Source organism: Pseudomonas sp. PS02302 (assembly GCF_029959585.1).
Lineage (GTDB): Bacteria > Pseudomonadota > Gammaproteobacteria > Pseudomonadales > Pseudomonadaceae > Chryseomonas > Chryseomonas aestiva.
Genome location: NZ_JASCON010000135.1, coordinates 1 through 5,567, shown reverse-complemented (window position 1 = coordinate 5,567; position 5,567 = coordinate 1). Strand labels below are relative to the sequence as shown.

7 protein-coding genes are annotated in these 5,567 nt (G+C 70.7%); all 7 read left to right on the top strand.

Features of this window, described 5'->3' with window-relative positions; all coding sequences use genetic code 11:
- Positions 1 to 8 precede the first annotated feature (8 nt).
- Complete coding sequence (gene ccmD, locus QMX82_RS25150) at positions 9 to 113, top strand: heme exporter protein CcmD (protein ID WP_336619077.1); 105 nt, start codon at positions 9 to 11, stop codon at positions 111 to 113.
- On the top strand, positions 110 to 565 hold the full coding sequence (gene ccmE / locus QMX82_RS25145; RefSeq protein WP_282288630.1) for a cytochrome c maturation protein CcmE: 456 nt from the start codon (positions 110 to 112) through the stop codon (positions 563 to 565). Before ccmD ends, ccmE begins: the two co-directional genes overlap by 4 nt.
- Positions 562 to 2,523, top strand: a complete 1,962-nt coding sequence (locus QMX82_RS25140) for a heme lyase CcmF/NrfE family subunit (protein WP_282288628.1) — start codon at positions 562 to 564, stop codon at positions 2,521 to 2,523. The genes ccmE and QMX82_RS25140 overlap by 4 nt, the downstream gene beginning before the upstream one ends.
- On the top strand, positions 2,523 to 3,056 hold the full coding sequence (locus QMX82_RS25135) for a DsbE family thiol:disulfide interchange protein (RefSeq protein ID WP_282288626.1): 534 nt from the start codon (positions 2,523 to 2,525) through the stop codon (positions 3,054 to 3,056). The genes QMX82_RS25140 and QMX82_RS25135 overlap by 1 nt, the downstream gene beginning before the upstream one ends.
- Entirely contained in the window at positions 3,053 to 3,511 is a 459-nt protein-coding gene (locus tag QMX82_RS25130; protein ID WP_282288624.1) for a cytochrome c-type biogenesis protein, read from the top strand. Before QMX82_RS25135 ends, QMX82_RS25130 begins: the two co-directional genes overlap by 4 nt.
- Positions 3,505 to 4,689 (top strand): c-type cytochrome biogenesis protein CcmI, encoded by a 1,185-nt coding sequence (ccmI, locus tag QMX82_RS25125; protein ID WP_282288622.1) that lies wholly within the window; start codon positions 3,505 to 3,507, stop codon positions 4,687 to 4,689. Before QMX82_RS25130 ends, ccmI begins: the two co-directional genes overlap by 7 nt.
- 35 nt (positions 4,690 to 4,724) lie before the next feature.
- On the top strand, positions 4,725 to 5,567 hold an 843-nt coding region (locus QMX82_RS25120), incomplete at its 3' end, for a hypothetical protein (protein ID WP_282288620.1).

Sequence of the window (5,567 nt, the reverse complement as noted above, 5' to 3'; positions counted from 1 at the left end):
CCTTCGGCCTGACCCTGGTCATCCTCGGCGGTCTGTTGCTGCACGGCTGGCAGGCGCGTCGCCGGCTGCAGCGGGCGTTGCGCCAGCGCTGGCGCCGGGAGCGGCGGCCATGAATCCGGTCCGCCGTCGTCGGCTGCTGTGGATCCTGCTGCTGTTGCTGGGCGTAGGGGGCGCGGCGGCGCTGGCCCTCAGCGCCCTGCAGCAGAACATCAACCTCTTCTATACCCCGAGCCAGATCGCCCGGGGCGAGGCGCCGCCCGCCACCCGCATCCGCGCCGGCGGCATGGTGGAGAAGGGCAGCCTGGTGCGCGCCGCGGATTCCCTGGCGGTGAGCTTCGTCATCACCGACTTCCAGCAGGAAGTGCGGGTGAACTATGCCGGCATCCTGCCGGATCTGTTCCGCGAGGGGCAGGGCGTGGTGGCCCTGGGCCGCCTCGACGACCAGGGGCGTCTGGTCGCCGATCAGATCCTCGCCAAGCACGACGAGAGATACATGCCGCCCGAAGTGAGCCAGGCGTTGCGCCAGGCCGGACGACCGCTCGACGGCGCGAGGCCGGCGCCATGATCCCGGAACTCGGGCAACTCTGCCTGCTGCTGGCGCTCGTCATGGCCCTGGTGCAGGGCACCCTGCCACTGCTGGGCGCCTGGCGCGGCCAGGCCGACTGGATGCGCCTGGCGCGCCCGGCCGCCTTCGGCCAATGGCTGTTCCTGGCGCTGGCCTTCGCCGCCCTGACCTGGGCCTTTCTGCACGACGACTTCTCGGTGGCCTATGTGGCGGCCAACTCCAACAGTCGCCTGCCCTGGTACTACAAGGTCAGCGCCACCTGGGGCGCCCACGAAGGGTCCCTGCTGCTGTGGGGGCTGATCCTGGCGGGCTGGAGTCTGGCGGTGGCGTGCTGTTCGCGGTCCTTGCCCCAGGCCCTGCTGGCGCGGGTGCTGGGCATCCTCGGGCTGGTGGCCACGGGATTCCTGACCTTCCTGGTGGCCACCTCCAGTCCCTTCGCGCGCCTGCTGCCGCAATTTCCGCGGGAGGGCAACGACCTCAATCCGCTGCTGCAGGACCCGGGGCTCATCCTGCATCCGCCCATGCTCTACATGGGCTATGTCGGTTTCTCGGTGGCCTTCGCCTTCGCCCTGGCGGCTTTGCTGGAAGGGCGCTTGGACGCCGCCTGGGCGCGCTGGGCACGGCCCTGGACGCTGCTCGCCTGGGCCTTTCTCGGCTGCGGCATCGTGCTGGGGTCCTGGTGGGCCTACTACGAACTGGGCTGGGGCGGCTGGTGGTTCTGGGATCCGGTGGAAAACGCCTCCTTCATGCCCTGGCTGGTGGGCACGGCGCTCCTGCACTCCTTGGCGGTGACCGAGAAGCGTGGTCTGTTCAAGGGCTGGACGGTGCTGCTGGCCATCGCCGCCTTTTCGCTCAGCCTGCTGGGGACCTTTCTGGTGCGCTCGGGGGTGCTGACCTCGGTGCACGCCTTCGCCAGCGATCCCACCCGCGGCGTCTTCATCCTGGCCTTCCTGCTGCTGGTGGTCGGCGGTTCGCTGGCGCTGTTCGCCTGGCGCGCGCCGGCGCTCGGCGGCTCGGCGTCCTTCGGCCTGGCCTCCCGCGAGGCGCTGCTGCTGGTCAACAACCTGATCCTGGTGTCGGCTGCCGCCACGGTCCTGCTCGGTACTCTCTATCCCTTGATCATCGACAGCCTGACCGGGGCCAAGCTGTCGGTGGGGCCGCCGTATTTCAATCTGCTGTTCGTGCCTTTGATGGCGCTGCTGATGCTGTCCCTGGGCGTCGGGGTGCTGGTGCGCTGGAAAAGCAGCCCGGGGCGCTGGCTGGTGCGCCTGCTGGCGCCCGTGCTGCTGGCTTGCGCCGTCCTGGCGGGGCTGGCCGGCTGGTGGCTGGACCAGCCCAGGGCGGCGATCCCGGCGGTGCTGGCGCTGGCGGCCTGGATCCTGCTGACCGCACTGCGCGATGTGCTGGGCAAGGTGGCGGCGCTGGGCTGGCGCCGCGGCCTGCGCAGTCAGCCACGCAGCTATTGGGGGATGCACCTGGCCCACCTGGGGCTGGCGGTGCTGGCCCTGGGCGTGGTGCTGGCCAGTCAACTGGATGTGCAACGCGATCTGCGCCTGGCGCCGGGCGAGCACGTCGAACTCCAGGGCTATCGCTTCGGCTTCGCCGGAACCCAGCATTACGAGGGGCCCAATTTCACCGCCGAGCGCGCCCTGCTGCAGGTCGAGCGCGAGGGGCGGGTGGTCGCCCTGCTGACCCCGGAAAAGCGCCGCTATCTGGCCAGCGGCGCGGTGATGACCGAAGCCGCCATCGACGCCGGCCTGACCCGCGATCTCTATGTGGCCCTCGGCGAGCCGCTGGGGCAGGGCGCCTGGGCCGTGCGCCTGCAGATCAAGCCCTTCGTCCGGCTGATCTGGCTCGGTGGCCTGCTCACCGCCCTGGGTGGCCTGCTGGCCCTGGCCGATCCGCGCTATCGCCGCCGGCGATCCTCTTTCCCTGCCGCTGCCGCGGAGTCCGCCTGATGCGCCGTCGCCTGTTGCTCTGCCTGCCACTGCTGGCCTTCCTGGTGCTGGCCGGCTTGCTCTTTCGCGGACTCTATCGCGATCCCCAGGCCCTGCCGTCGGCGCTGGTCGGCCAGCCGTTTCCGGCGTTCTCGCTGCCGGGCGTACAGGACCAACGACTGTTCACCCGGGAGGATCTGCTCGGCCGCCCGGCGCTGGTCAATGTCTGGGGCACCTGGTGCGTGGCCTGCCGGGAAGAGCATCCGGTGCTCACCCGACTCAAGGCCGAAGGCGTGGTGATCCACGGCATCAACTACAAGGACGACCAGGCCAGCGCCCGCCGCTGGCTGGCGGAATTCCACGATCCCTACCAGCTCGATATCCGTGACGACGAAGGCCGGCTGGGGCTGGACCTGGGTGTCTATGGCGCGCCGGAAACCTTTCTCATCGATGCCCGCGGCGTGGTGCGCTATCGCCATGTCGGGGTGATCGATCAGCGCGTCTGGGACGCCGACCTCGGGCCGCGCTACCGGGCCCTGGTGGCGACGCCATGAAGGTCGGCTGGCTGCTGCTGTTGCTGGCCTGGTCGACCCTGACCCAGGCGGCCATCGACCCCTATGGCTTTCACGACGACGCCGAACGCGCGCGCTTCCAGGCGCTGACCCGCGAACTGCGCTGCCCGAAATGCCAGAACCAGGATCTGGCCGATTCCAATGCGCCCATTGCCGGCGATCTGCGCCGCGAGATCCAGCGCCTGATGGCGGCCGGCCAGGGCGATGACGAGATCATCGCCCACCTGGAGCAGCGCTACGGCGAATTCATCCGCTATCGGCCGCCCTTCGAGGGCCGCACCCTGCTGCTCTGGCTGCTGCCGGGTCTGGGTCTGCTGGGCGGCGCCGGGCTGCTGCTGGTCCTGACGCGGCGGCGCCGCCCGGAGCAGACGCTGAGCGACGCCGAACGCCAGCGACTGGCCGCACTGCAGGCAGAGGAGGAGGAGCCAAGATGCTGACCTTCTGGGGGCTGGCGGGACTGCTGCTGGTCCTGGCGGTGCTGATCCTGTTGGTGCCGCTGCTGCGCGGCGAACGGGCCATGGCGGACCAGCGGGCGGAGCTCAATCGGACGCTTTATCGGGAGCGCCTGGCCGATGCCCGGGCGCGCGCCGCACGCGGGGAGCTGGACGCCCAGGCCCTGGCGCTGGCCGAAGCCGAGGCCGGCCGCAGCCTGCTTGCCGACAGTCCGGCCGAGGATTCTGCGCCGCCGCGCCACGGCCGGCGCCTGGGTATCACGGTCGCCCTGGCCGGTCCGGCCCTGGCCCTGGGGCTCTATCTGCTGCTCGGCGCCTGGCCGGCGTTGCAGCTGAGCCAGCGCCTCGCCGTGGCGCCGGCTTCGCCCCAGGCGCTGCTGGCCGATCTGCAAGCGGCGACGCGACTGCAACCCCAGGCGACCGACAACTGGTATCTGCTGGCACGGGCCTATGCCGGCCTGGGTCGCTACCAGGATGCCGTGGCCGCCTTCGAGCAGGTCATCCAGCGCGATGGCCGGCGCGCGGAAGTCCTCGGGCAACTGGCCCAGGCCCGTTTCTTCGCCGCGGGGCGCCAGCTGGATGCCCGCACCCAGGCCCTGGCCGACGAAGCCCTGGCCGCCAATCCTGACGAGCCCACCACCCTGGGTCTGCTGGGCATGGCCGCCTACGAACGGGGGGGCTACGCCAAGGCGGCAGGTTACTGGCAGCGCCTGGTCGCCGTGCTGCCACCAGGGGATCCCCTGCGCGACACCCTCGCCCAGGGCGTCGCCCGGGCGGAGACGGCGGCGCGGGCCGCCGGTCAGGCGCTGGCCACGCCGGGGCTGGACGTGGAGGTCAGTCTGGCGCCCGCGGTGGCGCAACGGGTGCGGCCCGAGGACAGTGTCTTCGTGCTGGCGCTGGCGGTGGATCAGCCGGGCCCACCACTGGCGGTGCGGCGGCTGCGGGTCGCCGATCTGCCCCGCCGGGTGCGGCTGGATGACCGCGATGCCATGCTGCCCCAGCGCAAGCTGTCCGCTCACCGTCAGATCAGGCCGGTCGTGGTGATCGCCCGGGGCGGCGATCCGCTCAAGGGGGACTGGCGGCATGAGGGACCGCCACTGGAGCTCTCTTCTAGTGCGTTCAGCCTATTGCGCGTGGAAGCCGCTGATGCCATTGCGCCATGATCGGGCGGAATCTTGATATGCGGGGCAGGGAAGGCATGTACACCTATGAAGACGCCGTCGCGGCGACCAGCGAGCTCTGTCGCCAGATCGAGAACGTCCCGGCCCGGCGGCGGGCGGTCCGCGAAGCCTTCTACCAGCGCTTTGGCGACGCCGACAACGACGGCCTGAGCTATGGCGATTCGGAACTGGCCTTTCTCGACTGGGAAATCCAGTCCGGTGTCCTGGATCCGGTGACCGGCAGCGCCTGGTGGCGCAACGTCAATCTGCACTTCATCTACCTGGCCGAGCTGGCCGGCTGCCTGGCGCAGCATGGGCTGCCCGGCGACCAGGCGCCCTATCCCACGCGCTGCTGGCTGACCTTCATCGCCGATCCCACCCCGCGGCACTGGTACCGGGCGCACAATGCCTCCATCCTGGCCGGCTTCGCCCTGCATGAGGCGGATGCGCGCGCGGAGAATGCGGTCGGTCAGCTGTTTCTCAACATCACCCTCTACCGGTTGATGTTCGCCCAGGCGCTGGTGGAAGAGGCGACGCTGTTCGCCGAGCTGGGGGCCTTGCTGGCCGATCCGCGTGGCTTCTCGGTCAAGTTGCTGGTCAGCCTGGCCGAGTTCTATCCGCCGCACTATCCCCTCACCGATGCGGATCGCGAGGTGATCGAGGGGCACGGGCTGGGTATCGAGGAGCTGGGCGTGCGCCTCATGGATGGCTGGATTCGGCTGGAGTTGCCTCGCCTCTACAGCGAGGCCGCGGTCTGGAACCAGGCGCCCGAGCTGCTGGACTACCTGGATGGCACCGCGCCGTGCTATCCGCCCGCGGTGGGGGGGGGGGGGGCGCGGGCGCGCGGGGCCGGGGGGGGGGGGGGGGGGGGGGGGGGCGCC